Genomic DNA, 584 nt, shown 5'->3' on the forward strand with positions numbered 1-584 from the left:
CGCCGCCAAGAAGATCGTCGGTCGGAAACGGGGCATCCTCACCGACACGATCGGCCTGATCCTCGCCGTGACCGTCACCGCCGCAAGCCTCTCCGAAAACGCCCTGGGAATACGCCTCCTCGACCAGGCCAAGAAGACATACCCGACCATCGCCAAGAGCTGGGTAGACACCGGCTTCAAGAAGGCCGTCATCGAGCACGGCGCGCAGCTCGGAATCGACGTCGAAGTCGTCAACAGAAACCCCGGAGTTCGCGGCTTTCACGTCGTGAAAAGGCGCTGGGTAGTGGAGCGGAGTATCGGTTGGGTCATGATGCACCGACGTCTCGCCCGCGACTACGAGACCCTCACCACCAGCTCCGAAGCCATGATCCACGTCGCCTCGATAGACAACCTCGCCAAGCGCATAACGGACGAGACCACACCAACCTGGCGAGGAACCTACTAGGGCATAAGAGGCAATTCACTCACGCTAAACGCCCTCTGAGTGGGCGTTTAGGTATGCCTGGTGGAGCTATAACGCCTTTGTGGCCAGTGGCTTTTGAGGCGACTTGCCGCATGAGCGGGGATTGACATGCGCGAAGACG

1 protein-coding gene is annotated in these 584 nt (G+C 60.3%); it reads left to right on the forward strand.

All coding sequences use genetic code 11. The annotated features are described in order from the left end of the window. Positions 1 to 445, forward strand: a 445-nt coding sequence (locus IEZ15_RS44245; protein ID WP_189282554.1) for a transposase, incomplete at its 5' end; no start/stop codon positions are given. Between the last annotated feature and the right edge of the window lie 139 nt (positions 446 to 584).

This window comes from Streptomyces atratus (assembly GCF_014648655.1).
Lineage (GTDB): Bacteria > Actinomycetota > Actinomycetes > Streptomycetales > Streptomycetaceae > Streptomyces > Streptomyces atratus.